Source organism: Flexivirga meconopsidis (assembly GCF_026162425.1).
In the GTDB taxonomy this organism is placed as follows: Bacteria; Actinomycetota; Actinomycetes; order Actinomycetales; family Dermatophilaceae; genus Flexivirga; species Flexivirga meconopsidis.
In genome coordinates, this window is record NZ_JAOBQJ010000002.1 from 12,355 (window position 1) to 38,499 (window position 26,145).

Consider the following 26,145-nt stretch of genomic DNA (forward strand, 5'->3'; position numbering starts at 1 on the left):
TTCAGTGCCCTGCTGACCCCGCTTGGGTACAGCAAACCAGCGTGGCATGTAGTTGCGGTTCCACGTGTTGACCAGTGCGTCGACATCGCGCTGGCCGGTGAGATCGCCGCTGACCCTGCGGACCCGCACCGCGACCGCTGCCCGTTCGGACGTCGGGTCGAACCGTTCGGCGGCCATCAGCTGGCCGCCCGGTCCGGGTTGAGCCACTCGTGGTTACGGATGATCGCCTCGGTCCGCTCGGACAGCTCGACGGGTGCCCCACCGTCGTCTGACCGGTTGCAGACCTCGTCGCGCAGGATCCGCTCGGCGTCGGCTCGGTGGCCTTCGGCCTCGAACACGGCGACCAGGTCGAGCTTGGCGATTTCTGAGTCGGGTGCGACAGCGGTGGCGATCTCGGCCGCCGCCCGGGCACGGACAAGATCTCCGGATTCCAAGCACGAGGTGGTGACCATGTGCGCGACGTCGACGATGGCGGCGTTCATGTGGTGATCGATCCGGTCGCCACCGGCCAACCACTCTCCGCCGCCGGGGCGCATCTGATCGAAGGGCCGACCGTCGACCAGCTGGAGGGCACGTAGCAGATCGGCGATGCCCTCGCTCCCGCCGCGGGCCTCACCTCGGGCGCGCAACCTGCGGAACAGGTCGATGTCGACCAGGATGTCCTCCACCTCGTACACCCCGACGCCGCGGCATTTGGCTGCTGCCGATTCGCGTGCGTTCGGCAGGTGCTTTTTGCCGGTGCGTGGGTTCACCCCAAGCCAGTCGCGCACCATCTTGATGTCACTGCGGGCCCGTCCCTCGGTGAGGTCGAACGCCTCAGCCAGTTGGGCCGGGGTCGCACCATAGGGCCGTGTTGCCAGGTACGCCAGCAGCTCGGTGGCGTAGGGCTTGCGCTTGGCCACCGCCACGGCGGAGCCGTGCGTTCGTGCATGGATCGGGCCCAGCAGAGTCAGACGCGGCAACGGACAATCGTCGTTGAACCAGGCCGTGACGTCGTCATCGAGGGTCGGGTCGGCGGCTTCGATGTCTGCCCGGACCTGGGCCGGGACCTGTGGGGCCAGCGCTTTCAGGTCTTCTTCGGTCGTCGCGGCCGCGGCGACGTAATCGGCGTCCTCGGCGTCAAGCACGCTCTCGGCTGTCTCGTCGTCGCGGTCCTCGCGCGGCTTAGTGTGCTCCTCCCGCAGCGCGCCGGCCTCATTGGTGAACGACCGCCATCCGTCGGTGGCGTCCTTGTCGACCGGGATCTCGACGTCATCGAGGACCTCGCTGTTCGCGAACAGCGTGGCGCAACCCTTGGCCTCGTCGGCGGTCAGTCCGACCGCCACCAGGTCCAGGCCGGCGCGAGGCATCGTCAGCCGCCCGGTGGAGCTGAGGTTGAGCACGGTTCCAGTCGGGGGTTCTTCGCTCTGCGTGGCTGACACCACGATCGCGGTGCCGGTCTTTCCGCTGTGCTGCTCGACCAGGTCGAGCAGCTGGTCGACGACCTTCCGATCCGCAGTCCGGTCGGCATCAACCAGCAGAAGCCGGGCGGGCCACACATCGTCATCGGCTTTGCTGCCGCGGCCGGTTGCCACGTCGACCTGTTGCGCTTCGGCGCGGTCGATCATCGCCACGGCATCGGCGACGGCCTCCGCGGCAGCGTCACCGGACGCGTCGTGGTAGCGGACCCGCTCGGGGTTCAGCCCGGCGACTTCGCTGGCAACGCCGATGCAGTCGACCGTGACGCCGGCCGACCACGGGTTCAGCGCGAGTTCTGCCGCGAGGTACCGGGCGAAGTCGCGCGCGTAGGTGGCGTCTCCCGTCAGGTTGATCGCGGCGAGGTCCTCGCAGTTGAGCAGCCACACGCGGTCATCGTCGCTGGAACCGATCGTGACCAGGAGCGGGTAGGGCGCAGGCTGGTCCTGGTCCAGGTCGGCGGGCACACCGGCAAGGCCATCAGCCGGGCACACCCAGTGCAGCCGATCGTCGGTGCCTTCCCATGGCTCGGGCAGGGAGCTCGGGCTGCTCAGGTGCACCACGATCTGTGTGGTGCCGAGTTCAACCGCGGCGACCGGCGGCAGTGCCAACCCGGCGTCTGTGGCGTGGGCCGCCAGACTCCGCAGCAGCGTGTCCATCTGCTCGACCGTGGGAGCCGACGTCGCACCGACAACGGTGATGGTCTTCTCGACCGGTGCCAGCTCGGGCTCCGGTACGGCGATCGTGCGCCCCGGACGGCGGGCTCGGAACTGGGTGCGACGACGCCGGCGCAGCGTGAGCCACGCCGAACCCGCCAGGATCGCGCCGGCGCCCGTGAGGCCGGTCAGCATCCAGGGCGCGCTGCTCGCGTGCTGTTGGTCCAGCTGGGCCTCGTGCGGAACGGTCTGCTGATCCGCGGACTGTGTCGGCGTCGGCGTGCTGTGCGTTTGCGACGGCGCTGGGGTTTCGTGCGTGGCCTTCGGTGCGGGCGCCTGATGGGTAGGAGCCGGGACCGCAGGTGGTGTCGCCGGTGCACTGTGTTTCGGTGCACTGTGTTTCGGTGCGGGCGCATGCTTTGGCGCCGTGTGTTTGGTGATCACGGGCTTGACGTGATCGCTGCTCGTTGAGCCAGGGATGACCAGCGTCCATCCTGCGCCGATCTGGTTGGGGTTGGTCAGGTGGGTGCCGCCCGGCTGCACGATCGCCTTCGAGGCCGCTTCGATCTCGGGGTATCGGTTGGCGTCGCCGAGTTGCTTTTGCGCGATCCCGGACAAGGTCTGCCCGGCGTGCACGGTCACGGTGTGCTCACTCGTTGACGTCTGCCCCGCGGGTGCCGGCAAGTGGAGGGTCCAGCCGGGTTTCAAGAAGCCTGGCTTGTTGCCCAGCACGTCGTGATTCAACGCGGCGATCTCGGTGTATCGCTCGCCCGAACCCAGGTGATCTCGGGCGATGGACCACAAGGTTTCTCCGGGTTGCACCGTGTGTTTGACCGTGTGGGTGGCTGCCGGCGTGGTGGCCTGCTGCCCGTGGCTCGTGCCCTTGGCCTGCGGGGCGGACTTGCTGCCCGGGTGGGCGACAGAGGAGGCCGTCACGTTCTGCGACGCGGGCAGCGGGGCGGCGTTGGCCAGCTGAGCGGTGACCGGCGAGGCGGTGAACAGCAGAATGGCCATGCCGACCATGCCCTTGGCGGCCGACTGCGGCATGCGCAGGCCGGGCAGCTGCGGTGCTCGAACTCCTCTCGCGCGGGCGAAGATCTCCAGCACGATCGACACCGTCAGGAACGCCCATGCCACCCAAGCGATGACTTTGACGGCAGATAGGGCGAGAGTGCCGTCGTCGGGGTTGGTCAATGCGGTCTTGATGCCGTCGAGCGTCGGCACCGACAGGTGCGCCGGGCTGGCTCCCACGGCAAGCAGCACCAGGGGCAACCCGATGATGATGCCCAGGATCAGCAAGGTGGCGAACAGTCCGGCGAGCCGGGCGCGGATGCCTCTCATCGGGCTACTCCATTCTGCGCGCGGATCAGACGCGCGCTGCTGTGGCCGGTGACGTGCAGGCTCCCGATCCCCATGACCGACAGGAACTTGGTCTGGTAGTTCTGCGAGGTCGTCACCACCAAGGTGTCGTTACTCGTGACCGCAACCGTGCCGTCTACTCCGGCCGCTGCCAGGTAGCTGCGGGCAGCGGCTGCCGCTGCATTGGTGTCGATCTGGGCACCCTGGCCCTCGACAGCGGGCCCACCGAGGACCTGCTCGCCGCCTGCACGTGCGGCCTGGCCGGCCACATCCCGGGCGCGCTGCTGAGCAGCGACCTGCCCGCCGAGGTCGACGGCCAGACCTACGAGCACGATCATCACGAAGGCCGCCGCGGCCATGAAGATGGTTACCGAACCGCGTTCGCGGTCGAGTCCCTGATGCTGCTTCTTGCCCATCTGCATCATCTCTCCCGGTATGTGTCGAGCGGGCTGGTCATCGTCTCGGTGATCGTCATCGACCCCGGAACACCAGGCACGGACACGTCCGACAGGTCGACAGTGCAGCGAACCGTCGCCCGGATGGTGGCCGGCGTCCCCACCGGAGCGGCGAAACCGGAGGCGTCGACGTCGACCTGTTGCGAGATGCAGTGCAGGCCCTGTGATGTCAGGCTTGCCGCCGCACCACTGGCCCCGCTGCCCTGTGCGGCTCCTTCGGTCCGTTCCAGTGATGCTGTCCGGGCGGCTTCGGCTGCTGCTGACTGCACCGCTTGGTGCGCCATCGCGACCCGGCCGCCGAAGATCACCAACAGCACAAAGAGCATGAACGCTGGCACCGCGATGGCTGCCTCGATGGCGGCCGAGCCCTCCTCCGGATCGCGACGGATGCGTAGCCAGCTCATCGGGTGAGCCTTTCCACCGGCACCGTGGCGCTTTGGTGCACCGTGATGGTCCAGCCAGGGATGATGCTCATCGAGGTCCCACTGACGGTGACCGTTGCCCGGTTTCCGGAGCGGCCGCCGCTGACGTGGACGCCGGCGAGGACATCGCTGCCACCGGCATCGCTGACGAAAGAGGCAGCATCGCTGATCCCGGCCGCCGCGGACCCGTTCTGCGCACCGGCAGTGCGTGCACCTTCTTGTGCCGCAGCGATCGCGACGGACCGTGCATGGAACCAGAGTGCGGCTTGCATGCCCAGGAACATCACCGTGAAGAGCGCAGGCAGGAGCACAATCATCTGGATGGAGCTCGATCCGCGTTCGCGTTCCGCCCCGACTCGGCGACCGAGTCGGGTGCGCAACAGCGTGACGATCCTGGTCATTGGTCTGTCCGGTCCGTCTACTTGATGTCGCCGGACTTGCTGCGGACATAGGCGGTGATGGCTGTCACGACGATGCCGGCGATCGCGATCACGGCAACCGCCCAGACAACGGACTCGATCGAGACCGAGCCCTCCTCCTGGTTGTCACGCATGGTGATGCGGGCCTCGTCGAGGCTGTTCTGCATGCGTGCGCCGAGAGTGTGCAAAGTGGCGATGAGCTGAATCATGGTTTGTGCCTTTCTTCTAGTTAGTGGCCGGTGGCCCGGTGTGGTGACGGTTCAGTTCGGTTGGTCTGGTGTGGCGGGGCAATAGGTCCGATCAGCTGCCACCCCCGACTACTCGCAGCAGCGCCGGCGCGATCAGCAATGCCATGAAGATCACCCCGAGCAAGCTCATCGGGATGCTCATCCGTTCGCCTACCTCGTTGGCCTTGGCGAGTTCGGAGTTGAGCATCGCGGTCCGCATCGAAGCCGAGCGGGCGCGCAGCTGGGTGTAGATCTGAGTTCCTTCCTCCCCGGACAGCCGCATGATGTCGGCCAGGTCCTCCAGCTCGGTCAAGCCGAGCTCGTGCCCCAGCGCCCTGATGGCCTCCCAGGGCGCCTCGCCCGACCACCGTGACCGGGTGAGTTCTTCGCTCAGCCTGCGGAACACCCAGCTGTCGCCGACACCCGCCGCGACTTCCATCGCCTGCCGGGACCCCGACCCTGAATTACGTTCCAGCGCAACAAGATCGATGTACGCGCCCAGCGCCCGGTTAAATTCGTCTCGGGCTTTCTTGGCGTCGTCGCGTGCGTTGTAGTCGGGCAGGAAGAACATCACCCCGGCGAACACGAGCGTCGCAACGACCGGGATGACGAACGGCAGCCGCAGTCCGATCACCGCGAAGAAGCTCATCAACAACGGCGGGACAACCAGGCCGAAAAGGGCGAACAGAACCTTCTCGCCGTAGAAGCGGGTCAGCGGCATCCGCAGCAGCGCCAGCTCCCTGTGTGGGGTGCGGGCCCACGCGCCGGGCGGGAACGTCTTGAGCGCCCACTGCCCGACCCGCTCACGCGTGTCCGCCGGCTGCGCGGTCGTCTCGGCACGATCACGGACGCGACGCGGCTGGTCCGGGGAGAGACGTTCCAGGGCGTCCCCGAGGTCAGGTTGAGCAGGCACCAGCCGCCACACCAGCAATGCCAGGCCGAGGCCGATGAATCCACCACCGACCAGCGCCAGTTGCAGTCCCGTGATCATGCTTTCCATCCCCCAGTCTGCATCCCGATGAAGCGTGGGAGAGCTGCGCCGCGGGTCATCGTGCGCATCCAGATCAAGGTGGCGACGTAGGCGCTCAACAGCACGACCAGCAGGATTTGCCCCAAGGGTGATCCGTACGGTGCGACGTAGCGTCCCGTGAGTGCCAGGAACGCCAGCACCCCGACGGTGATCAAGGTGATCCAGCGGGCTGTCGCGCGAGGCTTGGCGCGGTCGGCCTCGATCTGCCTGCGTGCCCGCACATCGGCAGCCACCGACTCGGCCAGTGATTCCAACACGTTGGCCAGGCCACGCCCGCGGCGCCGAGCCCCGAGAATCAGGTTGGCGGCCACCAAGTCTCCTGTGGCGTCGTCGAGGTCGTCGGCGAATGCCCGTAGGGCGTCTTCAGTACCCCATCGGGCGCCGAGTCGCGCGACGAGCCTGTTCACCTCCGGGCGTATGGCGTCCGGCGTCGACCGCAACGTTGCGATCAATGCCTGCTCGAGGCCGACACCGGCCGTGAGCACCCCGGACAGTGATCGGGTCCACTCCTCCATCGCTTCGAGCCGCTCGATTTCGGAAGCCGCGCGAGGTGCAGTCAGCAGCATCGGAAGTCCGACGATGATCGCGGGCACCGCGAGGATCGCGATGAACCATCCCGTGACGACCGCCACGATGAGACCTGCACCAGCCCCGACCAGCAATAGCACCCGGGTTCTAGGGGAGATTTGACCCAGCCGTGCCACCAAGGGGAGGTGCGTCCAGGCTGGTGCAGGTGGCTTCTCTGGCGCGGGCCGCACACCCAGCACAGCGCCCAGCACGCCGGCCACGATGAGCGCACCGGCCAGGCCAGAGACCAGGGCGGTCATGAGGTTTCGCCTCCATGGATCCGGCGCTCGTTCTCGAAGGCGCGAGTGTCGAATCCGTGCTCATCCAACACCCCTCGGATGTGTTCCGGCAGCACGCTGGCGACCGCCGGCCCGCCAAATTTCGGCCGGAACACATGCTGGGTCGCATATCCGGTGGCTTCTTCCCCAGGCTCGACCGAGACGATCTCAGAGATCCATCGCTGCGGCCGCTTTTCCTGGTCGGTCCCCTCCTGGGCACCGGGCTGGTAGTGCAGCTGCACGATCAGGTCGATGTGTCCGGCCACCGCGCTCACCGCGTACCCGTCGGAGATGTGCGCTCCTGCTTCCATCGCGCAGGTAACCAGCTTCCTGATCGCGGCTTTCGCGTTGGCCGCGTGGGTGGTGCTGATGGACCCGGCGGTCGACTGCATCGCTTTGATCATCGACAGGATCTCCGGGCCACGGACCTCGCCCACGATCGTGCGTCCGAGCATGAACCGGAAGCTGTCGATGAGCAGGTCGTCGAGGGTCACTTCGCCGGCCTGTCGGCCGTTGATGCCCACCTCTCCCGATCCCGGTCGGGACTCGAAGGCGATGACGCGCTTGTGCCGGGGCATCTCTTCTAGGAAGAGCTCGTACTCCGTCTCAAAGGTGCCGATCTTTTCCCATGGGTCGATCGACGCACACAATCCGCGCACCATGGTTGTCTTTCCTGCGCCCTGCGGGCCGGCGACGATGATGTTGAGGCGGGCCTTGACGGCTGCTTCGAGGAAATCGGCTTGCAGGTCGCTGAGCATCCCGGTCGCGGCCAATTCCCGCAGGTCGGTGTCGCGCACGCGGTGCCGGCGGATCACCACCGTCGGCCGGTTGGTGCTCCAGCAGGCTGCGGCAAGCCGCGCTCCTCCAGGCAGGTTGATGTGCAGCCGGGGTTGCGCCTCGGAGAAGGGTCGCCCGCTGCCGGATTTGCTGCCGAGGAACGTGAGGAACTCGATCAGTTCCTCGTCGCTCTCGGCGACCGGTGGGCCCGGTTCGATCCGGCCGTCGCTGTGCAGCAACAGCACGTGATCGTGACCATAGGCCTCGATGTTCTCCACGGTCTCGTCGTCGACCAGCGGCTGGAACCGTCCCAGCCGGAAGAGTGCGTTGAAGATCGCGTCGGCCATGTCGTCTTGTTGGTCCAGGGACCAGGACTGGCGCCCGGCCGAGACCGCCTCAGCGGCCTCGCTCTCCAGCAGCTCAAGGATGATCGAGCGGCCGAGTTCCTCCTGGGCTTGCTCATCGAGCGTGCGGTCCTTGCCGATCGCTGCACTGAGCTGTTCTGATGCCTGGCTCCGGAATGCCGCGACCAGCCCCCAGTCGATGCCGTCGTGCGCGTTCGCGCCGGTTTTGCGTCGTCGTGCCGATCTGCCTGCTTGACGCCCTCGACCGGCATCGGTCGAGTCGTCATCCGATCGTGGTTGGTCGACTGCGTGAATGTAGGCGGGGCGGTCATGCGACTCCTCTCCCAGCGAAAACGATGACCGCGCCCGGCCGGTCTTCGGCTTATCCGTGTCCGCGCCGTCGTCGCCGGCGAAGAGCGGCAAGGAGGTGGGGTCTGTCGGGTCATCCGGATCGGACACCCAGGGGTTCGACTGGGTCATGCGGGGCTCCCTACATTCTTGGTGACCTCAAGGTCGGCGCGGTTGCTTTCGATCGCTGCCTGGATCGCTGCCCCGGTCGCGCGCAAGCCGCGCACCAGGCCGGAGTTGTCGAACTTGCGCGGTCGGTTAGCGCCGGTGGAGAACACGGAGGCGCCAGCGGCATCCCACGGAACGCTCTCTATGACGGGCAGTCCGAGGACCTTGCGAACTTCTCGCGCGCCGTATGGCTGCCCCTCCCCGATCAGCAGGGTGCCCAGCCGGGGCAAAGAACCGATCTTCTCGAACTCCTCGCGCAGTGACTCGGCCCAGGACCTGGCACCCGATAGCGCCGGCAGGGTTGTCCGCATCGTCAGCAACGCCAGATCTGCGCCCATCATCAATGGCCCCGGCGCGCCTTCCAGGCCGAGTCGGCCCGCGTCGACGATGACGTCCTGACCGTTGCGCCCCAGCCCGCGTAGTGCGCTCGTGAGGGGGCCCCACAACGTCGTCAGGCTGCGCGCTTGAGCGTGGCTGCGGACCCCGGGAAGCAGCAGCGCGTTCGAACCCGGGATGGGCACCATCTGAGACCACAGGGACTGCGCCAGGTTGCCTTCGCGGTGCGCCACCGCCAAGTCGATGAGACCGCCAGAGTGGGCGACCTCACCGTGGAAGTAACCCGCCAGGAGTCCACTGCCGCCAGTCGGGTCTGCCTCGACCAGCACAGCTGGACGCGGCCAGGTCAGCGTCAAGCCCAGGGCGGTAGCCGTCACGCCGGGCGATCCCGAGGCTGAGGTGAGAACGATGATCGCCATGGCTCAGTGTTCTCGCGAGTCCAGGACGAGAGCGACCTTTCCAGTGGCAGCCATCGATGCCACGTCGGGCGCCTGGTCCTCGGGGACCAGCACGTCCACCACTTTCTGCCCGTTCGAGCCGCCGTTCGAGACGCCGACTACGGTCGCGGCGACGTCCGTGGGTATCGAGTCGGCCTTGTACTGCCCCTGCTGGCCAGGTGTCAGCACGATCCGGACATCGTCGCCGTTCTCCAGCCCGTTGGCCGGAAGAGCACCGGACGCCAGGCTGATCCCGACCTCGCTCTGACCTGCACCCGGCACCACGCTCGAGGTGATCTCGTCACCGGTGACCAGCCCGCCCGCGGCGATGTCCATCGCCGCGCGTTTTCCGACCACATTGTTCAGTTCGGATGCTGGCAGCGGCTTCAGCCCGGGGTCCACTCCCACGCGGACGATCATCACGTCACCACGAGTGATCACCTCGCCGCGGTGCACCGTCGATCGCACCGCGAGGACTTCCTTCGCGGAGTTCATCGACGTGAAAGCCATCACGGCCAGCAACGCCCCCAAACAGACCGCAGCCACCGATGCGGCGATAAGCAGTGGTCGCCGGCGCATCTTCGGCGGCGGCGCCACGGTGTCACTCGAAGCCGCGGGTCCGATCGCGTCCTCGGGATCCTTGGTCCCCTGGTCGCGGCGGCGCGCGCTGCGCTGCTCGTCTGTTGGTGCAATTGCCATGGCTGCTGTCTCCCCAGTCAGTCCGTGTTCCGTTGGATACCGCTCACTTCGTGAGCACTTGGGCCTCGCCGATTCGAATGGTCGTTCTGCGGGCCGTGGTGACCGGGATCGTGCCGGTCTGACCGATGCCAGACCAGGTGATCGTCCAGTAGCTCGTCGCCGTAACCGTGTAGCTGCCCTGCTTGGTGTATTCGTTGTGCCCGCACGTCGGGGACTTCGCCTTGCCTGTCGCTGCGGTGTACGGCGTGCCCGGACCATCGCAGGTGATGGTCTGACCGTCGCCCATGTTCCACACGACGCGGTCGACCTTGCCGATCGCTGTCACGGTGTATCCAGCTGCGGAGACGCTCTTGGTGATCGGCCCGAAGGTATTCGGAGTCGGATTCTTCACCCACATCCATTGCGGCAGCCCGACCAGCCCGACCTTGCCCGGCTCGTTACCCGGGACGATCCCGATCGTGATCGCCTTCAATCCCATCGCGGCCACCGCTTCGCGCGCCAACTGCACCGGGTCAGGCGGTGCCTTCGGCCCATCCGGCTGCGTCGCAGACCAGAAGAAGAACCGAGACGTAATCAGGTCGCATTGGTAGATCGTGCCGTCTTTGTGCCCCTGCCACGCGGGGTCAGACTTCGCCGGTTGCGGCTTGGCAACGCTCACGTAGCACTGCTTCGACGGCGACCACCACGCATCGCCCTTGGAGCACGGAACTTCCTTGCCAGTCACGCTGCTCTCGCACTTTCCCTTCCCCTTTTTGGGCGGCTTCTTGCCTGGCGGGGTAGGCGTCGGCGGACCTGGGCTCGGCGGCTGCGTCGGTGGAACCACTACGCGGATCACGCAGGTCTGTGAGGTGGGATCCCACACGCTCCCGGGCGGGCACTTCACTCCGCCGGCAGCGTGCGCAGCTGGGGTCGCGAGTCCGACGAACGCAACCGAGACCCCAGCCGCAAGTGCACCCGCTCGTGTGCGCGTCAGCATTTCCCGAGGACTTTCTCTGTGGTGACGTACCACTTGAATGTCTTGGGATCCTGCGTGACGCCGTACCGGTACTCCACTCGGTGAGGCGCACCGGACGGCCTCGACACAGGCTTGCCAGACTTCTTCACCAAGTGGAAGTTGGTTCCGTCAAGGCACGCATTCACGCGATAAGTCGCGGGATCGGTGGTGCTCGACGCCACCGGGTGCAGAACTCGGAAGGAGCCCTCTCCTGTTTCGCCCCGCTGCCGTTCGGCACCGATGTTGTACTGCCATTGCGCGAGCTGCTGGCCGCGCGCGACGAGATCAAGACTCGTCAAGTCGCCCTTCGGGTTGGTCTCGAGAACGTCGACCTTCTTCCAGAACGCGACCACCGCCGCGGTGGCCGCTGCCTTCTTCTTCGCCAATGGGTCAGCGCTCGTTGTTGTGGACGAGCTAGCCGGCTTCGGAGGGGTCGTTGACGACTTGGTGCCGGGAGACGGCGTGGCGGTCGTCGATGGCGCCTTGCCGCCGTCGCTGCTCCCGCACGCAGAGGCCAGCAGCACGCTCCCCATAGCCAAGGTCGCGCCTGCCATCCGCATCGCCTTCGTCATGTCGGTCTCCTTGTTGTCTCGCCTGCCAGAAGGTCCGTTTGAGGGGTCCTGGCGGTCACGTCGGCTCAAATCGATGCACTTACACTAGTGCATTATGACTTTTGGAAGGTGCTCGTCCACAACCTCGTGTCGCTCTTGTGCCACCAGAGCCTCCCTTCCGCGCGGCGTCATGGGTTCCGCCGCCTCTTCACCCTGCCTGAGCACGATGCGCCGGCCGTCGAATAGCCACCGGTGATGCGCGCCGAAGACGCTTGGCCAGCACCTCGGCGTGCTCCGCCGCAAGGATCAGGTCGTTCCATTCGTGGAGTTCTGCGCGGGACGCCGACCCCAACCGCAGTTCGAAGGTCTCGCCCTCGCGCCGCCACGTTCGGGCGAGCTGCCGTGAGCTGGTCCGCAAGATCAGGCTGCAACGGCATCGCCACGCAGATCTGGTCGTCGTCGCTGCGAACCACCATGACGTCGTCCACGGCGATATGCCGCAGAACCTGGATGACGATGTGCGGGTAGCAGCCTGCCCACCGTGGAATGCGGATGGCGTCCTGGATTGCTGATGCAGCGCCCTCCCCCCTGGAGTGCGCGCCAGCTGTTCGACGACATGCTCTAGTCCCTCCGGCGCCTTCCCCGAGAGGGAACGCCGTGCTATGCAGTGCCCGTGAGGCACCACTTTTTTAGCTCAGGACTCCGGCCGAAACATCAGGCGCAGAGCCGATCTCACCTACGTGAGCGGCAGCGAGATTTTACCCCGCACAGGTTCGATCGCGCTATGCGCGCAGAGCCTCGTAGCGCCCTCATCACCGGCGCGAGCGGGGGCATCGGCAGCGCCCTTGCACGATGTCTCGCTGGCACCTACGAGTCCTTGATTCTCGTTGACACAGATAGGAATTCGCTCGATGCACTGGCCGCGGAGCTGCCGTGTGAAGCGGTGGTCGCGCCGTTGGACGTCACGGCCACGGACTACCGACACGACCTCGCAAATTGGGTTGAAAAAGCACCGGCTCTTGACTGTGTCTTTACCTTCGCGGGCGTTATGCATACAGGAACGGTGCTCCAGAGCACCTTCGAGGACTTGGTGCGAGTCATCGACATAAACCTGATCGGCACAATCGCCACCGTGCACGCATGCCTGCCGTACCTCGAACGCGGCTCCAGCATCGTGACCGCGTCCAGCGCGATCGAAAGCATTGCGGTTCCCCGCCACGCGTCGTATGTCGCCAGTAAGGCGGGTGTCTATGGGTTTACTCGCACCCTGGCCAACGAGCTGGATCAGGACGGCGCTGGGGTCCGCGTCAGTACGGCCCTCATCGGCGGCGTGCATACCGACATCCTGCGCAACGGCAGCTTCGCCGAGAACGAGAATCCAACGGAACGGGTGGCCAGCTTCGACCGCCGCGTCGCACGGTCGTCGGCAGACGACATCGCTCGCGCTGTCGTGCGCGGCCAGCAACGCGGCTCGCGCATCATTTACGCCGGGCCGGATTCCCGGGTTGCGGCTCTGCTTGCGCGCGCCGCTGGTCGTTACACTCGACTTCCGCGTATCTGACGTTGGGGGTGCAGCGATGTCCGGGCCTGAATGGTGTCTTGTCGAGACGTTCGGCCTCAAGCCACCGACGCTGGTCGGCCTTGGCTCCAGGCCCCGGAGCATGGTGCCGTTGGACAAGTTTTTTGCCCGTAGCCGGACGTCCCTGGCCATGGCGCACAGGGCTCTCGAGCACGTCACTGCGGCCGCGCAGCCATACGATGTGACCACTTCCGCCGGCCGCCGGTGTCTGGCTCATCCGCTCAGCGCGTACGACGGCCAGGTGAACGGCGCCTGGCTATGGCTGGGAGGCCCGGGCGACGCTGGGCCAGCCCTCCCGCATGACATCGCCGGCGCGTGGTATTTCAATCTCAGCAGCTTCGAGGTAGCCGGATCCGACGAGCTGCTCGATCTGTACCGCCAACCCGTGGAGCAGCGGCGCACCAAGCGAGCCATGGGTGAGGCCTTCACTCGACTTACTGCCGGACCGGATGCCTCCGAGGCGTTGGCCAAGATCGTGCAGTCCGAGCCCGGCACCGAACACCAGGCAATCTGGACAGTCGTCTGCGACGACGGCGATCGGCGCGCAGCCCATTTTTCCTGCCGAGCGTTGCGGCACGATACCCAGGACGGCCCACAGATCGTCCTACACGGCATCACCCACGACATCGGCCCCGCGGACGACGTCCCGCAGGCACCACACCTCGCTGTCCTTGAGCGTCGAGTTCTGGACGCTGCCGCCGAATCGGGCACTCATCGCGCGATCGTCGATGTCCGCACCGGCCACATCATCCAGTGGGTCGATTCACCGCCCTCGTCGATCGACTGGGCCGTGCCGGGCATCGACATCTTCCATCCAGACGATGCCGAAGTGGTGCACAATCTCAACCGCCTGGTCGACGGCGCGGTCACACGGTCGATCCGCCTGCGAGGCACTGATACAGAGTGGGCGGCCGTCAACGTGACCAGTCAACCGATGCTGCTGGACAACTCGACGACAGCCGCGCTCTGGACGATCGACGTGAACTCTTCGGGCAGCTAAACCCCGCGCCGCCGCCGAGACTCTTCTAGCGCGTCACGTAATACCTTCAGGCGGACGTCGAGCACACGGGCCAGCGGCGTCAGTTCCGCGTCAGCCGGCATCCTACTGAAGGCCCCTGCCTCCCACCGGATATATGTCGCGGCCGCCAAGTGCGCGCGACGCGCAGTCTCTCGCGAGCCGTAGCCGGCCTCCAGCCGCAGCAGCCGCAAATCGGCTGGCCCGTCGGCATCCACAAGTAGGTCCGCAATCCGGACCCCGAGAACCTTCGCGAGCTTGCTGAGGATCGCCGGCGTCGGCGTGGACGTACCCAGCTCCCAGCGGGACACCCGCTCTCCCCCAGCAACGCCAATCCGGTTAGCCAGCTGATGCTGGGTCAAACCAGCGTTCACCCGGGCGTCACGCAGCGCTTCCGCACGCAATGGTGAATGACCGGACACGATGGGATCGTATTCGTTTGGTGCGCCCTCGCACGGGTTGGGTCGTCACTCGTTGGTTGGACCGGTGACCGCTGCGCTGGAGCTTCGTCGACATCCGTTGGGCACCGGCTGAGCAGACTTCGGGTTCTCCGCTGCCAAGTCGTCGCGCTTTCACCTTTGTTCCAGTGACCAGGGGCCGAAGTATTCGGCGCGATGCGAGTAGCCATTGACGGTCCACGAGGCCGTCGACCACATGCCCACAAATCTCCATCCTCGCGTGTGACCGCCAGAGGCGCCATCTGTCCTTATGTAACTTGAAAGGAGAACAGTATGCCTACCCCCACAACACCCCGCCGCCAGTTCGAGACGCTGTCCGACGCGGCTGAGCGGACCGGCCTGAGCATCCGAACCCTGCGTCGCAGAATCGCCGCCGGCCAACTGCCCGCCTACCGCAGCGGACCTCGCGTACTTCGCGTTGACCCTGCCGACGTCGATCGGCTCATGGTCCTCATTCCAACGGCGTAACACCTCATATGACTCGCGCACAAGACAACCTGATGGTCGCGTTGCCGTGGTCCTCGTCGACGATCGAGTCGACATCTTGGTGGACAGACTGCCGGCCCGTCCCCGTAGCCTCAGTTCGATCGTCCGGCAGATCGCGGCCGGGATGACGTGCGCTGTCCTCCACTGCAGAAATGACACGAACGGTTCGTCGCCGACTACGGTCCGAGATCTGAACGAACCGTGCAACAACGTTCCGCAGACCTGGTCAAGACCTGGTCAGTGGTTCGGCATGGCTGTGACTCCTAAGGACGACCACCATCGTCCGAAAGTTGCTGCCTACCGCCCAGAAAGGGCGTCCCCCACCGCCGGGTAACGGTCGTCCTTCTTCTAGTCCCCGTCGTCGCCGGCTGACGATCTTGCGTTAGGTGGTGATCTCGATAGATGGCTCGACCTGCTGGTAGACGGGGGTCCACAGGTCGACGTCGACCTCGGGTGATTCGATGCTGACGATGAGGGAGTAGTCGACGCCCTGATCACTTTGGTCGTCCTTCGCGCGGTTCTTCCACCAGCCTGCGACCGGATAGACCGCGATGGCTCCCTTGCTGGCAAGGGCGGCGGCAGTACCGGACCAGATGTCGGTATGGAGCGAGCCTGCAGCCTGCTGCTGGTTAGTGCCGAACAGCCACCCTGGTTCGGTGTCGCGGCTCGGCGGCTTCTCGCCGTCGATGCGGGCGCGAGTGTTAATACGTTGCCGAAACGAGTCCACACTTTCCTCGGGTCGCCGGGTCGCGAACCGAAGTCCATGAGAAGGATAGATGTAGCGGCCGGTCCATCCGCGGCTGGAGGGGTTCGGCTCCACGAAGTACGAGAGAGTCACGCGCATCCGAACCCTCGCGGCGCCGAGAGCCTCGAGCTGGGGAATTGGCCACGGCAGCTCATGGAGATTCATCTCACGAGTCTTGCCCGCGTTACTCGCACCCTCACGCTGGTACGGGTGAATGCGCGCTTCGGCGACGAGAGTGAGTGCGTCGGTGGCGCTGTAGAGGGCTCGGCCCGAGTCAGGCACGCCCATCCCGTAGCGCCGCAACAGCGCGGTGAGCGCGGTTTTGCTCGATTCGGCGTCGAAGCGGGCGCGCATGGGATCGGTCCACTCGGCCGAGTGGACGATCAGCGCCCGCACGGTTTCGGGGCGCAGGCCAGGATAGGCGGCGTAGATGTCGGCGGCGATCGCAGCGACGGAGGCGGTGGCTGCGGAGGTATCGCGGGTTGTCGTGAAGAAGCCTTCGCCGAGTGTGCGGAAGCGCGTGGTCAAGCGCGCGAGATTAGGTGGGGTGTCCACGTCGGTCTTGTCCGGTGAGGCGGCGACGTTTCCGCCGTCGGCGACAACGTCGGGTTTGAACGGCCACTTTTTGCGATCGAACACGACCGAAGTACGGCTGACCGGGGAGAGTTCGCCGCGAGGGGCGATGGGGTGGTAGCCAGCGAAACCGGCAGCTGCCCCAGACATGTCGTCGTGGGAGGCGTATGCGCCGACGGTCAGTGCGTTCCAAGACTGGGAGGGGTCTTCAACGGGCTCAAGGTCACTGCGGCTGAGGTGGTCGTCGGTGCCGAGGACGTCGCGGATGTTGCCCGCGGAGATGATGAATAGTCTCGGTCGTCTGGGTTCATCGCGATCGAGGTAGGTGAATTTGGGGTCGGCGTCGTCGATGGCGCGGCCGAATGCTAACGCGTCGATCGATGCGGACCAGGAGGTCGGCTTGCCCGCTTCGGGAGCAGGAGCCGCCCTTGAATCTTCTTGCCTGGTGGCGGGTCTCGAACGTTGCGCGGTGACGGCGAGCATGAAGACCCGCGGACGATCCACGGCCTGAATCTCGGGCTGATCGACTGCGCGAGCGGTGATGGCGCCGTACAGGTCCCGATCGTTGTCTCCTCGGTCGGGCAGGAATTTCACGGATTCGAGGCGGTGACGGAGCTCGAGCGGGTTGATGTCGAGCACGGCGCCGTGGAGGTCGCCGTAGAGAGCGAGTCCCGCCATTTCGGTCCCGTGCCCATACACGGGCGGCAGTTGCCAGAGCGGATCCGCAACGTGGAGGTCTGGGGCGGCGATCGAGTCGGTCAGCAGCGGATGTCCGTCTTGCACACCCGTGTCCAGGATGCACACGGTGGGGGCGCTGGCTGATGCGGGACGAAGCCGTTGACGGAGCTCGTCGACCCATTCGGCCTGCTCCGCGGCGGGCAGTTCGGTGAGGAAGCTTGCGACGTCGTGAGGCTGCCGCAGTTCGGCGATGTCGTCGAGTGAGTGGAAGGCCTCGGCGAGCTGGTCCGCCGTGGCGTTCAGCAGCACGACGGTTCGTTCACCGAATCCGAGGTAATGGTCGCTGGTGCGGAGGCCTTGCGCGGTGACGAACTCAGTGAACCGGCTCAGCTCGTTGCCGTCGCGTTGGCGCAGCCACACCTCCCACCATCTGGTATCTGACGAGTCAGTGGGGTAGGTCGCGTCAGAGTCGGTCCAGAGTTCCCGAATCGTGGCTCGGCGGATGGACTGGATTCCATCGACCAGGTTTGCGTTGCGTACCTTGTCCTCGCCGGATGACTCGAGGTATTGGGTCAGCCGCTTGAGGAAATATTCCTTCTTACCGTCCGGGATGTAAACAGTCGCGACCTGGACGGCGCCGTCTACAGAATCGGCCTCCCGGACTGCGACGAGCTCGGGCTGCTCGCCGGAGCGCTGCACATCTAGACTCTCCAGGGCCAGTTCGAGGCCGGGAAACGAGACGAACGAGATATAGGTCCCTGAGACCTCTGGCGCGTCGACCGGAGCCGCTAGCGAAGCCTCATACTGCTGGACAAGGGCTGAGCCGTGTTGACCTCGATCCTGCGAGAACCCTGAACCGTCGGTGCCTCCTCCGCCCGTGGGAATAGTGAAGGGTTCCGAGCTCGGCAACGCGGGCACGACGATGTGTGGACGATCACGTGCAGCCATGCCACTTATACGCTCTCGTCACGCTGACCAGTGAGACGCGGCCGCTCCTCAAGGGCCGCAACCAGATCATCGGTGAGGATCCTTGTTCGACCGGCGAGGACACTGCGTTTTGCGGCGTTCTCTGCGGCGGTCGCGATCTCGGCATGGCTGAGGCCGCGGGCAGCTACGACTGCGCGCGGCCAGCTCAGGTTGCTGATGTGAAATATCGCCAGCCGGTTCTTGATAACGGCTTGGGCGCTCGCGTCGTCGGGGAGCACGAAATTCATGACCGTGTCGAATCGCCGATACAGCGCGTTGTCCAACAGTTGCGGATGATTCGTGGCCGCGACAATCACGCTCTCCGAGGCGTCCTCTTCCAGGAACTGAAGAAACGAATTCAGGACTCGACGGATCTCACCGACGTCGTTCGCTGCAGCGCGGTCGCCAGCGAGCGCGTCTACTTCGTCGAACAGATAGACCCCCCGCGTCTCGACGAGTGCATCGAAGATCAGCCGAAGCTTCGCCGCGGTCTCCCCCATGAACTTGGTGATAATCGTGTCCAAGCGAATCGCGAACAAAGGCAGTCCCAGCTCACCGGCCAGCACACGCGCAGTCGAGGTCTTACCAGTACCGGGCGGCCCAATCAGCAGCAGCCGCCGAGCGGGACGAAGTCCGTGATGAGCGAGCGTGTCCCGCTGATGTTGTTCGAGCAGGACCTGCCTCAGACGTGCACCCAGATCGTCAGACAGGACAAGGTCGCCCAGGCGCGCGTCCGGGTAGCTGACGGTCAGCAGTGAACTCAATTCGCCACGAGGCTGGGTAACGGGCACGACGGCCGCGACACGTGACGACGCCGAGGTTCGCTTGCGCAGGTCGTCTACGAGGTCGCGGAGGTCCCGGGCGAACTTCGACTGTCCTGAGCGTGCGGCTTTCGCGGCGACTTGCATGGCGATCGCGTAGAACTGAGGGTCGTCACCATCTGCATGGCTTTTTACGAGCGCCTTGAGCTGATCGTTCGTTGCCATGGCCTGACCTCCTTCGGCGGACGAGTCTGATCCTGACCCGGGTATGGCAGGCTGTCCACGCAGTCTAGCCATCGTCACCCACCTCATCGGGCAACCCGATACACGCACCGTGTCGGCACGCGTTCAGGATTACCCAGCATCTCCGATTCGCGTGTGCCGGGCGCCTCATCCTTCTGCCGCAGTCCGGGCAAACCCTTCGACCGCCGCGACGTCTACCGGATGGTCACCCGCATCGCCAAAGCCGCCGCGATCCCGCGGCAGCCCGCACTCGCTTCGCCATGCGGCGATCACCAACGCCCTGGAGGCCGGCGGTCCCGTTACGAGACGCACAAATCCTGGCATGGCACGCCGACCCGCGCACCACCGAACACTACGACCGAGCCCGCGGCAACCTCGACCGCCACGGCGTCCACTTCCTCACCGCCTACGTCGCCGGCGTCTGAACACCAATGTCGTCAATGCCGATTCCGCCCGCCTAGACGCGATAAATCCCACCTCAGATTGAGGTCGATCACGAGCCGCCAAGTAGAAGTTTGAACGCCCTTCTTGTGGATAACCTACGGAAAGAGGGACTCCCGTGGCGCAGGGCGGGAGCGTTTACGGCCGTCGCGGTCCAATGGCGGCAGTCCGCACATCTAGGGCGACGAGTCTCGGAGTCTGAACAAGATGTGGCAATTGGCCTGGCCCAACTGCGGATAACTACATCGCTGTGGTTCAGGGGCCGAATCGGGACGAAGTTGTCGGTCGTCGCCGGTACTCTATAGAGGAGGTCAAAAGCGATCTCAGCCAGACAGCACGAAGGCCCTGAGCCAGAGCGATGTCTGATCTCAGGACCTGCGCGGTGATACTTGGTCGTTCGCCAGCATAGGTCGGGAGTGGCGTCTTCGGAAGAAGAACCGCGTTCCTGTCTCGGAGATCACATCTTCCGGCGCCCGAGGTCCTCGTCGTCCGATGACGAACCCAGGAGGACGACCGTGTCCAATGACCCCGATCATCCCAGTGCGCAGTCGCCATCGCCGCCGGGTCCCGAGCTCTTCCAGGTGCTTGCACTCGACGGTGGCGGCGCGAAGGCGCTCTTTACCGCCCACGTGCTCGCGAGCCTCGAAGCTGACTTGGGCGTGCGCATCGCCGACCATTTCGACCTGATCGCCGGGACCTCGGCCGGCGGGATACTCGCGCTTGGTCTAGGAGCCGGGTTGACTCCCGCCGAAATCGTCGAGCAATACACCGACCGGGTCGAACAGGTCTTCCCTCGCTCACGTCGAGCGCCGTGGCGCTTTGGGTCGCACGCGATCGGGCCGGCCTACTCCAGCTCGGTCTTGCGCGAGGCTCTCACTGAGGTATTCGGAGCACAGCTGCTGGGTCAGAGCACAAAGCGACTCATCATTCCGTCGTGGGATGTGCAGCGCGCCGAGGTGCGCATCTTCAAGACGCCCCACCACCCGCGTTTGTGCCGCGACGGGAGGATCTCGATGGTCGACGTGGCGATGGCGACAACAGCGGCCCCGACGTTCTTCGAGGCCGCTCATGTCGACGGGCGGCGACTCGTCGACGGCGGGGTCTGGGCCAACAATCCCTCGGTCGTCGCTGTCGGCGAGGCCGTGAGCATGCTCGACGTCAGCCTGGAAGCCATCCGGGTGTTGAACGTCGGCACCGTCGACCAGCGGGCCAAGCACGCTGAGCATCTCGACACCGGTGGCTGGATCAACTGGGCCAAGCCCGCCGCCAACTTCATGGTCACCGCTGCTACTCGCGGGGCTCAGGGCACTGCCGCACATCTCGTCGGCAAGGACGACTTCGTTCGGTTCGACGCCTTGGTTCCCGGCAACGTCTTCACGCTCGATCGGGCCAGTCCAAAGTCATTGGCCGGCCTGGCTGCCGGCCAGAGCCGGCTCCTGAGTCCCTTATTCACCGAGCGGTTCGCCGCGCACACGGCGACCCGCTATATCCCCAATCCTCTGCCCGGCACCGATGACGAGCCCGGCACCCCGACGACCCCCGGAGGCGCATCGTGAAGCACACCGACTACTTCAAGAACTTCCTCGACAACACCGTCAACCTGCCCCAGTGGAAGGTCGATCTGCTCAGCAGCCGGGTCGACTCGATCTACCAGTGCCTGAAGGACGACCAAGAACTCAAGCCCCTGATCAAGAAGAAGATCCCCCAGGGCTCCTGGCCGCAGCGGACGATCATCAAGCCGGTCAACGGCAACGCCTTCGACGGCGACTTCATGATCCAGATGGTCGAGGACCCTGACTGGGCCGACGACCTCAAGAAGTACGGCAACGCGATCTACAACGTCCTCCACAAGACCTCGCCCTACAAGGGCATGCCACACGGACGAAAGTGCCGATGCGTCTACGTTAACTACGCCGAGAACGCGATGCACGTCGACATCGTCCCGTTCGTGCTGCGCGCGGACGGGACGCAGTGGATCATCAACCGCGACGACAACAAGTGGGAGCGCACCGACACCGACGGCTTCACCGAGTGGATGAAGACCAAGGACGCCATCGCCAACAAGCGCTTGCGTGAGGTCATTCGGATCATGAAGTTCTTGCGCGACCACAAGAACTCCTGGACGGGCACGAAGTCCATCCTGGTCACGACGCTGCTCGGCGAGCGGGTCGAGTCGTGGCGGAAAGTGCTCGACAATGGCTACTACGGCGACCTGCCGACAGCGCTGCTCCACATCGTCTCCGACCTCGATGAGTGGCTCCAAGATCGCCCTACCAAGCCGACCATCATGGATCCATCCGGCTCCGGCACCTCCTTCGACCACCGCTGGACCCAGGAAACCTACGCCCACTTCCGGAACCGCATCCACGCCCACGCCGCCGAGATCAAGGCCGCCTACGACGAGGAGGACTTCGACGAGAGCGTGAAGAAGTGGCAGACACTGTTCGGCGAAGGCTTCAAGGCCCCCAAAGGCTCCGGCTCGTCGTCTGGCTCCTCGGGATCGACCAAGTTCAGCAGCGTCTCCAGCGCCGGGGCTGCGGTGTCGGCGTCGACGGTGAAGCACTCCGGTCGCGCCGGGTGATTGCGTGGAGTGCGGCGTGAGTAAGAGGCGCACTAGCGAGTGGCAGGCCAGAGTCCTCGGGGACCTGACCGCCTTCGCGTTGGCGTACCCGGGCGAGGTCGAGATGATCGGCAAACCTCGATACAGCGGCAGGATGATGCAGCTTCGCATGCGTGTGCGCACCGCTGGCATCGAGCGCGTCGATGGCGGCTTGCGCCTGCTTGACCACGAAGAGTTTCAAGTCAGCGTGGGTCAGTCCGACATCGTGCCGCCGCGTATCGACGTCGATCACCTGCGGTTTCTCAATCATGCCCACGTGCTACAGGGCACCCGACTGTGTCTGTACCTCGACGCGTCGCGTGAATGGGACCCCGCCGGCGGCTTTGGCGGCCTTGTCGACCGACTGATCGAGTGGCTTGGCGACGCCGCTGCTGGACGCTTCGACGCCCAGACCGCGCTCTACCACGCCGTCGGCGGAGTGCTTCACGAGACGGACGGTGCCCCGAGCGTGGTCGTGCGCCGCCCGTTGCCCGGCGGCCGACTTGTCCGAAACGGCTGGCTCATCCAGCGGACCCCGCTTCGCTACGACCTGACGCTGGACCGCGACCGAGCCGTGGGCAGCACGGTTGCCGAGCATGTGCCAGTCGTGCAACTTGACGCCGCTCTGCCGTTGGGGGTGGGTAACACACTCCTTTCGCTCCTGAGTGTCATCGAGGACTCGTATGCGGGCTACCCCGCACCTGGCGACGCATTCGCCAAGGTGCGTAGGCTGACGGGTCTTGCGGCGCCGTTCCTAACCGCCGCGGGCGCAAGCGCGATCCGCAAGCCCGACGGCACAGCACAGCGCATCGTGATCGCGGTCCCTCACCCCACCGGCGGAGCGCCGCACCTGCTCGTCGCCAGCCTTCCTGGGCCCGCCGCCGACCGACTCCGGGCGCTGGCCCGAGACAGCGCGAAGAGGAGTTCCATCATCACTATCGACCCGGCCAAGAGTGAGTCCGGCACGGACGTGGAGTGGCTCCCTGTCTCCGACGAGCGCCCCGAGGTCACGACCCGGCGTGACTCGACGCGGCCGGTCGCTGCCTTTGCTGACAAGACCGTGCACGTCTGGGGCTGCGGTGGTCTCGGATCGTGGGTCGCCGAGTTCGTCGTTCGCGCGGGCGCGAAGAAGGTTGTGCTCTGCGACCCCGGCCGCATCACCGGGGGGCTCCTGGTCCGCCAGAACTTCACCGAGGCCGACGTCGGTGACTCGAAGGCGGAGGCCCTTGCCGCGCGTTTACGGGCGATCAGTGATGTCGTGGAGGTAACGGCTTGCGACGGCAACATGCCGGAACTCTCTGAATGGTCCGACGCCGATGTGGTCATCGATGCAACCGTCAGCGTGGCTATCGGGCGCGTGCTCGAAGCCGCCGCCGCGACCGCCGGTCGCCCGATCCTGGCGCAGATCGCCTGCGACGTGCGAACCGGAACGCAGGGAATCCTCACAATCTCGATGCCGCCGGAATCACGCGGTTGCCTCACCATCGACCGGCAGGCAGGTCACATGGTGAATGCTGACGGCAGTTTGGAGCCGTTCCACGAGTTGTGGGGCTCAGAGGCTGACTCCGACGAGATCATCCCGACGCGCGGCTGCTCGACGCCGACGTTCCACGGATCCGCCGCTGACCTGAGTGGCGTGGCAGGCGGTCTAACCAGCATCCTGGGCTCACACCTCGCATCGGGCGACCCACTGTCGGGAACGCACCTGATCTCGCTGCCCCACGGTGAGGCTGGCCCGCTGCGACACTTTGTGCCGGTCGCAGATCCCATCGAGACGGGGCTGTCCAATGGCTGAGCCACAGTCGACTTTGTCCCCCGATGAACGCGACACCACCGTCAAGCGAGACCGCATCAAAGAATCGGTGCGCAACGCTCTGTGGGCACGCACCGCTGGACGATGCACGATCTGCAACCGCCGCCTCCTCGGCGACCAGCGGACGTACCTTCACTCGGTGCTTCTGGCCGAGCTGGCGCACAATATCGGCGCCACCGGCGGCGACGGCTCCCCGCGCAGTAGAGACAATGACGGGGTCGATGACACTGAGGCCGAGGAGAATCTGCTGCTCCTATGCCATGACTGTCACAAGATCATCGACAACCCCGACCACATCGACTTCTTCCCGCCAGAGAAGCTGCGGCAGATCAAGGAGTCGTTCGAGCGGCGCATCGAGATGGTCACAGAGAACGGCGGACTTACGCGAACCGCGGCACTGCGAGTCGGCTGCACCATACGCGGCTCGCTCGCCATGGCCTCGCAGCGCGAGATCGCCGAGACGCTTCTGGCAGTCAACTACCTCGGGCTGGTCGAGACCCAGCGGAGTGGAGACTTCAGCTGCCGCATCAACGGCGCTGTCGGCGGCCGTGGGTTCTGGGACGCCGCCCAGCAAACGATCGACGACGCCATCACCCAGGTGCGACAGGCCATCCACACCGGCGACGTCAAACACATATCAGTGTTTGCCATCGCCCCAGTACCGCTACTCGTCTACTTAGGCTGGCGCCTGGACGACAAGACACCGACGCGCCTCTTTCAAAAGCACCGCGACCAGTTCGTCGGCTGGTCATGGAGCGACCAACGCGCTCCCGTCGAGTTTGAGGTCATTTCGTCCGACGAGGACACCTCCGCCGAACACGTCGTGCTGGTCTGCCCGCTGACTAGCGAGGTGAATCGGGCTGTCTTCAGTGATGTGCTGGAGGGGCAGCCGATTATTGAGGTCAGACCCATCAACGAGGCCCCTAGCCCGACGCTGTTCTCCCACGAGCAGTCGCTGGTCAACTTCGGCGAGCAGTGGCGAGCCGCGCTAGCGACAGCCGAGGCGCGGTTCTCAAATGCTAGGCGCTGGCACCTGATTGCTTCAGCCCCCGTGTCCGCCTCGATCGAGATAGGCCGTGCGTTCGTCCGTGACATCCACCCGCCTGTCACGGTCTACGAGCGCAGCGCCGAGTCCTACGAGGCAGTGCTCGTCGTCAGCCAATAGAGCAATGATCGTGGGGCTAGGGCCAACTGAAACTACTGTGTCGGGTGGGGTGTCCAAACCCAGTCGTTGCGACACCCCGGCCCGTGCCTCTGGAGCGCTCCGAAGAAAAGCCCACATGCCGCGATCTTCGCCCCCGTGAAAGTGCGTCCTATCGCCGCGTGAGCGACAGTGGAGTCGGATTCAGACTCGGCCGTCATGGGCAAGAGCATGTTTGCGCCGGATGAAACGATCGGCATCGCGCGGCAGTGACGCGTGTGTCTGATGAGATTTTTGAAGCGTGCGGTGGTTCAGGTCGGGTCGCCCCGTCGTGGCGGCTACGCTCACAGAAGGAAGAGGTGAAGTCGTTGGCCACGAATAGCGCGATCGAGTGGACCGAGGTCACCTGGAACCCCGTCACCGGGTGTGACCGGGTCGCCGCCGGGTGCGACAACTGCTACGCACTGGCGCTGGCGAAACGCCTCAAGGCGATGGGCGCGGAGAAGTACCAGAACGACGGCGACCCCAGGACCTCCGGCCCCGGCTTCGGCGTCACGATCCATCCACGCGCACTGGAACAACCGCTGAAGTGGCGCACACCAAAGGTCGTCTTCGTGAACTCGATGAGCGACCTCTTCCACGCCAAGGTGCCGCTCGACTTCATCCGCGACGTCTTCGACGTGATCCGCGAGACGCCGCAGCACACCTACCAGGTGCTGACCAAGCGCGCGCACCGTACAGCGAGGATCTCCGACAGACTCGACTGGCCGGACAACCTCTGGATGGGCGTGTCGGTGGAGTCGTTCGACGTCACCGACCGGATCGACCACCTCCGCATGGTCCCGGCAGCCACGCGGTTCCTGTCGTGCGAGCCGCTCCTCACCGCGTTACCGGGGCTGGACCTCGAGAGCATCGACTGGGTGATCGCCGGCGGCGAATCGGGGCCGCGGGCGCGGCCGATGGACCCGGCCTGGGTCGAGGACATCCGCGACCAGTGTGTTCGGGCCGGAGTGTCCTTCTTCTTCAAGCAGTGGGGAGGCCGGACACCGAAGGCCAACGGACGGCAACTCGAAGGCCGCACCTGGGACGATATGCCGCAACTGGCCGTGGAGCCGGCTTAGACAA

23 protein-coding genes are annotated in these 26,145 nt (G+C 65.5%); 8 read left to right on the plus strand and 15 right to left on the minus strand.

Annotated elements, in window-relative coordinates; all coding sequences use genetic code 11:
• Positions 1 to 176: 176 nt before the first annotated feature.
• The 12 genes from N2M23_RS05450 to N2M23_RS05505 form a co-directional block, all read right to left on the minus strand.
• The gene (locus N2M23_RS05450; RefSeq protein WP_265443911.1) at positions 177 to 3,452 is read right to left on the minus strand and encodes a LysM peptidoglycan-binding domain-containing protein; all 3,276 of its coding nucleotides are present in this window, start codon (positions 3,450 to 3,452) and stop codon (positions 177 to 179) included.
• Positions 3,449 to 3,886, minus strand: coding sequence for a TadE/TadG family type IV pilus assembly protein (locus tag N2M23_RS05455; protein ID WP_171155167.1), 438 nt, complete (start codon positions 3,884 to 3,886; stop codon positions 3,449 to 3,451). The genes N2M23_RS05450 and N2M23_RS05455 overlap by 4 nt, the downstream gene beginning before the upstream one ends.
• Positions 3,887 to 3,891: 5 nt before the next feature.
• Positions 3,892 to 4,329, minus strand: a complete 438-nt coding sequence (locus N2M23_RS05460) for a TadE family protein (RefSeq protein ID WP_171155165.1) — start codon at positions 4,327 to 4,329, stop codon at positions 3,892 to 3,894.
• On the minus strand, positions 4,326 to 4,748 hold the full coding sequence (locus N2M23_RS05465) for a TadE family protein (RefSeq protein WP_171155163.1): 423 nt from the start codon (positions 4,746 to 4,748) through the stop codon (positions 4,326 to 4,328). Before N2M23_RS05465 ends, N2M23_RS05460 begins: the two co-directional genes overlap by 4 nt.
• Positions 4,749 to 4,765: 17 nt before the next feature.
• Entirely contained in the window at positions 4,766 to 4,975 is a 210-nt protein-coding gene (locus N2M23_RS05470; protein WP_171155161.1) for a hypothetical protein, read from the minus strand.
• Between the two features lie 91 nt (positions 4,976 to 5,066).
• Positions 5,067 to 5,984 carry a type II secretion system F family protein gene (locus N2M23_RS05475; protein WP_171155159.1) on the minus strand — a complete coding sequence of 306 codons (918 nt, stop codon included), beginning with the start codon at positions 5,982 to 5,984 and terminating at the stop codon, positions 5,067 to 5,069.
• Complete coding sequence (locus N2M23_RS05480; RefSeq protein ID WP_171155157.1) at positions 5,981 to 6,850, minus strand: type II secretion system F family protein; 870 nt, start codon at positions 6,848 to 6,850, stop codon at positions 5,981 to 5,983. Before N2M23_RS05480 ends, N2M23_RS05475 begins: the two co-directional genes overlap by 4 nt.
• Positions 6,847 to 8,469 carry a TadA family conjugal transfer-associated ATPase gene (locus N2M23_RS05485; RefSeq protein ID WP_171155155.1) on the minus strand — a complete coding sequence of 541 codons (1,623 nt, stop codon included), beginning with the start codon at positions 8,467 to 8,469 and terminating at the stop codon, positions 6,847 to 6,849. Before N2M23_RS05485 ends, N2M23_RS05480 begins: the two co-directional genes overlap by 4 nt.
• Entirely contained in the window at positions 8,466 to 9,260 is a 795-nt protein-coding gene (locus N2M23_RS05490) for a hypothetical protein (RefSeq protein WP_171155153.1), read from the minus strand. Before N2M23_RS05490 ends, N2M23_RS05485 begins: the two co-directional genes overlap by 4 nt.
• A 3-nt stretch (positions 9,261 to 9,263) precedes the next feature.
• Positions 9,264 to 9,977 carry an SAF domain-containing protein gene (locus N2M23_RS05495; RefSeq protein ID WP_265443916.1) on the minus strand — a complete coding sequence of 238 codons (714 nt, stop codon included), beginning with the start codon at positions 9,975 to 9,977 and terminating at the stop codon, positions 9,264 to 9,266.
• Between the two features lie 43 nt (positions 9,978 to 10,020).
• Complete coding sequence (locus N2M23_RS05500) at positions 10,021 to 10,635, minus strand: ATP/GTP-binding protein (RefSeq protein ID WP_171155151.1); 615 nt, start codon at positions 10,633 to 10,635, stop codon at positions 10,021 to 10,023.
• 311 nt (positions 10,636 to 10,946) lie between these two features.
• Positions 10,947 to 11,543 (minus strand): hypothetical protein, encoded by a 597-nt coding sequence (locus tag N2M23_RS05505; RefSeq protein ID WP_171150739.1) that lies wholly within the window; start codon positions 11,541 to 11,543, stop codon positions 10,947 to 10,949.
• A gap of 763 nt (positions 11,544 to 12,306) precedes the next feature.
• Between N2M23_RS05505 and N2M23_RS05510 the strand changes: the two genes are divergently transcribed.
• Both N2M23_RS05510 and N2M23_RS05515 read left to right on the plus strand, forming a co-directional pair.
• The gene (locus tag N2M23_RS05510) at positions 12,307 to 13,083 is read left to right on the plus strand and encodes an SDR family NAD(P)-dependent oxidoreductase (RefSeq protein ID WP_171155150.1); all 777 of its coding nucleotides are present in this window, start codon (positions 12,307 to 12,309) and stop codon (positions 13,081 to 13,083) included.
• A 16-nt stretch (positions 13,084 to 13,099) separates the two neighbouring features.
• Positions 13,100 to 14,101 carry a GAF domain-containing protein gene (locus N2M23_RS05515; RefSeq protein ID WP_171155149.1) on the plus strand — a complete coding sequence of 334 codons (1,002 nt, stop codon included), beginning with the start codon at positions 13,100 to 13,102 and terminating at the stop codon, positions 14,099 to 14,101.
• Here N2M23_RS05515 and N2M23_RS05520 read toward each other — a convergent pair.
• A complete protein-coding gene (locus N2M23_RS05520) occupies positions 14,098 to 14,538 on the minus strand; it encodes a helix-turn-helix domain-containing protein (RefSeq protein WP_171155148.1) in 441 nt (146 codons plus the stop codon). The two genes, N2M23_RS05515 and N2M23_RS05520, sit on opposite strands and share 4 nt — an antisense overlap.
• Before the next feature lie 309 nt (positions 14,539 to 14,847).
• On the opposite strand from N2M23_RS05520, the gene N2M23_RS05525 reads away from it, so the two are divergent.
• Positions 14,848 to 15,042: a helix-turn-helix transcriptional regulator gene (locus N2M23_RS05525; protein WP_265443922.1), complete on the plus strand. Its 195-nt coding sequence runs from the start codon at positions 14,848 to 14,850 to the stop codon at positions 15,040 to 15,042.
• A 400-nt stretch (positions 15,043 to 15,442) separates the two neighbouring features.
• Here the strand turns inward: N2M23_RS05525 and N2M23_RS05530 are convergent, their stop codons facing one another.
• Positions 15,443 to 18,004 carry a S8 family peptidase gene (locus N2M23_RS05530; RefSeq protein WP_265443924.1) on the minus strand — a complete coding sequence of 854 codons (2,562 nt, stop codon included), beginning with the start codon at positions 18,002 to 18,004 and terminating at the stop codon, positions 15,443 to 15,445.
• 5 nt (positions 18,005 to 18,009) lie between these two features.
• Complete coding sequence (locus N2M23_RS05535; protein ID WP_265443926.1) at positions 18,010 to 19,008, minus strand: AAA family ATPase; 999 nt, start codon at positions 19,006 to 19,008, stop codon at positions 18,010 to 18,012.
• A 974-nt stretch (positions 19,009 to 19,982) separates the two neighbouring features.
• Between N2M23_RS05535 and N2M23_RS05540 the strand changes: the two genes are divergently transcribed.
• From N2M23_RS05540 to N2M23_RS05560, 5 genes are all read left to right on the plus strand, one after another.
• Positions 19,983 to 21,023 carry a CBASS cGAMP-activated phospholipase gene (locus tag N2M23_RS05540; RefSeq protein ID WP_265443927.1) on the plus strand — a complete coding sequence of 347 codons (1,041 nt, stop codon included), beginning with the start codon at positions 19,983 to 19,985 and terminating at the stop codon, positions 21,021 to 21,023.
• Positions 21,020 to 22,048 carry an SMODS domain-containing nucleotidyltransferase gene (locus N2M23_RS05545; RefSeq protein WP_265443928.1) on the plus strand — a complete coding sequence of 343 codons (1,029 nt, stop codon included), beginning with the start codon at positions 21,020 to 21,022 and terminating at the stop codon, positions 22,046 to 22,048. Before N2M23_RS05540 ends, N2M23_RS05545 begins: the two co-directional genes overlap by 4 nt.
• Before the next feature lie 16 nt (positions 22,049 to 22,064).
• Positions 22,065 to 23,861 (plus strand): ThiF family adenylyltransferase, encoded by a 1,797-nt coding sequence (locus tag N2M23_RS05550; RefSeq protein ID WP_265443929.1) that lies wholly within the window; start codon positions 22,065 to 22,067, stop codon positions 23,859 to 23,861.
• Positions 23,854 to 25,044, plus strand: a complete 1,191-nt coding sequence (locus N2M23_RS05555) for an SAVED domain-containing protein (RefSeq protein WP_265443931.1) — start codon at positions 23,854 to 23,856, stop codon at positions 25,042 to 25,044. The genes N2M23_RS05550 and N2M23_RS05555 overlap by 8 nt, the downstream gene beginning before the upstream one ends.
• Before the next feature lie 344 nt (positions 25,045 to 25,388).
• A complete protein-coding gene (locus tag N2M23_RS05560) occupies positions 25,389 to 26,141 on the plus strand; it encodes a DUF5131 family protein (protein WP_171155134.1) in 753 nt (250 codons plus the stop codon).
• Positions 26,142 to 26,145 lie beyond the last annotated feature (4 nt).

Excerpts from the sequence above, each read along its gene's own strand:
- N2M23_RS05450 (WP_265443911.1), bottom strand. The coding sequence starts at position 3,452 with ATGAGAGGCATCCGCGCCCGGCTCGCCGGACTGTTCGCCACCTTGCTG.
- N2M23_RS05455 (WP_171155167.1), bottom strand. The coding sequence starts at position 3,886 with ATGGGCAAGAAGCAGCATCAGGGACTCGACCGCGAACGCGGTTCGGTA.
- N2M23_RS05460 (WP_171155165.1), bottom strand. The coding sequence starts at position 4,329 with ATGAGCTGGCTACGCATCCGTCGCGATCCGGAGGAGGGCTCGGCCGCC.
- N2M23_RS05465 (WP_171155163.1), bottom strand. The coding sequence starts at position 4,748 with ATGACCAGGATCGTCACGCTGTTGCGCACCCGACTCGGTCGCCGAGTC.
- N2M23_RS05470 (WP_171155161.1), bottom strand. The coding sequence starts at position 4,975 with ATGATTCAGCTCATCGCCACTTTGCACACTCTCGGCGCACGCATGCAG.
- N2M23_RS05475 (WP_171155159.1), bottom strand. The coding sequence starts at position 5,984 with ATGATCACGGGACTGCAACTGGCGCTGGTCGGTGGTGGATTCATCGGC.
- N2M23_RS05480 (WP_171155157.1), bottom strand. The coding sequence starts at position 6,850 with ATGACCGCCCTGGTCTCTGGCCTGGCCGGTGCGCTCATCGTGGCCGGC.
- N2M23_RS05485 (WP_171155155.1), bottom strand. The coding sequence starts at position 8,469 with ATGACCCAGTCGAACCCCTGGGTGTCCGATCCGGATGACCCGACAGAC.
- N2M23_RS05490 (WP_171155153.1), bottom strand. The coding sequence starts at position 9,260 with ATGGCGATCATCGTTCTCACCTCAGCCTCGGGATCGCCCGGCGTGACG.
- N2M23_RS05495 (WP_265443916.1), bottom strand. The coding sequence starts at position 9,977 with ATGGCAATTGCACCAACAGACGAGCAGCGCAGCGCGCGCCGCCGCGAC.
- N2M23_RS05505 (WP_171150739.1), bottom strand. The coding sequence starts at position 11,543 with ATGACGAAGGCGATGCGGATGGCAGGCGCGACCTTGGCTATGGGGAGC.
- N2M23_RS05510 (WP_171155150.1), top strand. The coding sequence starts at position 12,307 with ATGCGCGCAGAGCCTCGTAGCGCCCTCATCACCGGCGCGAGCGGGGGC.
- N2M23_RS05515 (WP_171155149.1), top strand. The coding sequence starts at position 13,100 with ATGTCCGGGCCTGAATGGTGTCTTGTCGAGACGTTCGGCCTCAAGCCA.
- N2M23_RS05525 (WP_265443922.1), top strand. The coding sequence starts at position 14,848 with ATGCCTACCCCCACAACACCCCGCCGCCAGTTCGAGACGCTGTCCGAC.
- N2M23_RS05530 (WP_265443924.1), bottom strand. The coding sequence starts at position 18,004 with ATGGCTGCACGTGATCGTCCACACATCGTCGTGCCCGCGTTGCCGAGC.
- N2M23_RS05535 (WP_265443926.1), bottom strand. The coding sequence starts at position 19,008 with ATGGCAACGAACGATCAGCTCAAGGCGCTCGTAAAAAGCCATGCAGAT.
- N2M23_RS05555 (WP_265443931.1), top strand. The coding sequence starts at position 23,854 with ATGGCTGAGCCACAGTCGACTTTGTCCCCCGATGAACGCGACACCACC.